1 protein-coding gene and 2 pseudogenes are annotated in these 2,310 nt (G+C 55.7%); 2 read left to right on the top strand and 1 reads right to left on the bottom strand.

Going from position 1 to position 2,310, the window contains the following annotated elements:
* A pseudogene (locus tag ACP5EL_RS05760) lies at positions 1-254 on the bottom strand (3-isopropylmalate dehydratase large subunit); the annotation flags it as partial.
* Between the two features lie 190 nt (positions 255-444).
* Between ACP5EL_RS05760 and ACP5EL_RS05765 the strand changes: the two are divergent.
* A pseudogene (locus tag ACP5EL_RS05765) lies at positions 445-507 on the top strand (hypothetical protein); the annotation flags it as partial.
* Positions 508-636: 129 nt separating this feature from the next.
* On the top strand, positions 637-2,310 hold a 1,674-nt coding region (locus ACP5EL_RS05770), incomplete at its 3' end, for a cobaltochelatase subunit CobN (RefSeq protein WP_428401538.1).

A 2,310-nucleotide genomic window follows, 5' to 3' on the forward strand; every position in this document is an offset into this window, starting at 1 on the left:
CTGAGCATGATGTGGTTTTCGGCGGCAGCGAGGCTGTCTGCCGGGACCTGATGATCGAAGAGTATAACTATCTTTGAGGGGTCCCATACATGCGCGTCCTCGCCCGCGATCTCGCGAAACCCCTTCACCGCCAGGGGGCCGGTGATGTCGTGGACCATGGCCCGATCTATCTCGGCCATGACGAACTCGCCAGCCCTCACCTCCTTCTTCGAGGCTCGTGAAAAGATCTTCTCTGAGAGGGTTTGACCTGCCATGAAATGTGGCATCCCCGCCAAAATAGATAAACCTTGACCTTCGTGCTCCTCGAGCTCTGATAAATCGTGATTTTACTTCTCAGAGCGCTTAGAGAAGCTCTACGGGGTGAGGGGGCCGAGGCGATAAAGGACCGCCCAGGAAGGCCTTACGTGATGCCCCAGGATCCGATTTGATATTTGATGTTGAATAATCTTCGCTGCTACGGACTCTGGGTTGTTGGCGGCATTTGACGCTCGGACCGGCGAAGTGGTCTGGGCCGTCGTCTTGCAGAGAAGAAATATTCGGGCTCTCGCCCCGCCATATCTTCGATCTGGGCGACCTGCGAAACGCTTAAATCAAAAAGATTTACTTAAAACCAAAAGGACTTGTCTGGTGATGCTGATGTCGTGGAGAATCGTAGATATCCCATTGCTGTTTTTGGCCCTCCTGATCTGCTTGCCGTCCTCCTCGGCGGCGGAGACGGACGGTCTTTCGGAGGATAGCCTGGATGCGAATTTCACCGAGACTCAAAAATTTTTGTTCATCCTGGGAGCCGATTTTAACGAGGCAGCTCTGAAAAAGGCCGCATCAAACCCCTCCATAGCCAAGGAGCTGAACGTCACCGTACTCACCAGAAATGAGACCCTGCCCGAGGAGGTGAACTTCTCGGAGTACGCCGTCGTCTTCCTCGAGTCTCTGGATGGGGCCTTGGTGGACGGATGGGCTGCGAGCATCAACGACTCAAAGTCGGCCGGGGTTCGGTTCGTAGGATACAACCTCTCCACCAACATCACCTTCCCCGACCTCGACCTATCCTCGGCCAACCGCACCGAGATCGAGAGGCGCTGGGTCCAGGGTGGTGAGGCGAACATGAAGAACACGCTAAAGCTCATGGGTCAGAACTTCCTCGGCCTCTGGCCCGATCTCGAGGTTCCTGAACCAGAGATATTGCAGCCGAAGACCCGCATCCTCTTCATAATGAACCTCGACGACATCGAGCACTCCGTCGTCGAAGTTTACAATGAAACGCCTCTTTTACAGGATCTATTCGATATCAGGTTCAGCGACGGAGAGGAGGCCACGTCCTCGGAGGAGAGCTTCTCCGGCTACGACGTGATATATGTGGCCCACATCGGCGGCACCACCATGAACGATCTTGAGGGGCGTCTCCGGAAGGCCGCGGCCGCTGGCGTCCGCATCCCCACCTTCATGAAGATGGTGGACGTCTGGGGCATATCCAACGTGAACACCTCAGATCCCGCCTATTCGCCTATAAACGACTACTTCAACGACGGCATACCCAGCGATGAGAACATGAAGAACTGGGTCCGTTGGACCGGGGCGAAATTGAACGGCCAGCATGTCGATTACGGGCCACCAGCGAAAGTGGAGATCCCGACCGAGGGGATCTATCGTCCCGAGACCTACCCAAAGAGAGTCTTTGAGAACTCATCTGAGTACCTCGAATGGTACGCCAACAGGACCGATGGCCACGTATACAACCCCGAGAACGTCACCGTCGGCATCATAGGCTGGAAAGAAGATGCCACCATGAACGCCCTCGAATCGCGGGGCATCAACGTCATCGCTGTCCACTCCAACTTCATCGAGAGCGACGCTCACTACTTCACCGACGAAGAGGGGAACGTCCTGGTGGATTTGATCCTCTCGTTCAAAGGGTTCTATCTCTGCTACGGAGATCCGGAGGCGGGAAAGGAGAGGATCGAGGCCTTCAACGTCCCAGTGATGAAGGTGGTCACAGACTACTACTATCCGCCCGAAGAGTGGAATAACAGCACCTATGGGCTCAGCCCTCAGTCAGTCCCCTTCCAGATCGTCCAGCCGGAGATCGACGGCACCATCGAGTACATCTGGGCGGAGGGGAGGACGGAGCATCCCATCACCGGAGAGATGTACTATGAGCCGGTGGATTATCAGATTGAGTGGCTCTGCGACCGCGCCGCTTCGTGGGGACGCCTCAAAAATATGAACAACTCGGAGAAACGGGTGGCCATCATCTACTATAATCACGGCGGCGGCAAGAACAACATCGGCGCCAGCTACCTGGACATCTCC

Source organism: Methanocrinis sp., assembly GCF_049974945.1.
GTDB lineage: Archaea > Halobacteriota > Methanosarcinia > Methanotrichales > Methanotrichaceae > Methanocrinis.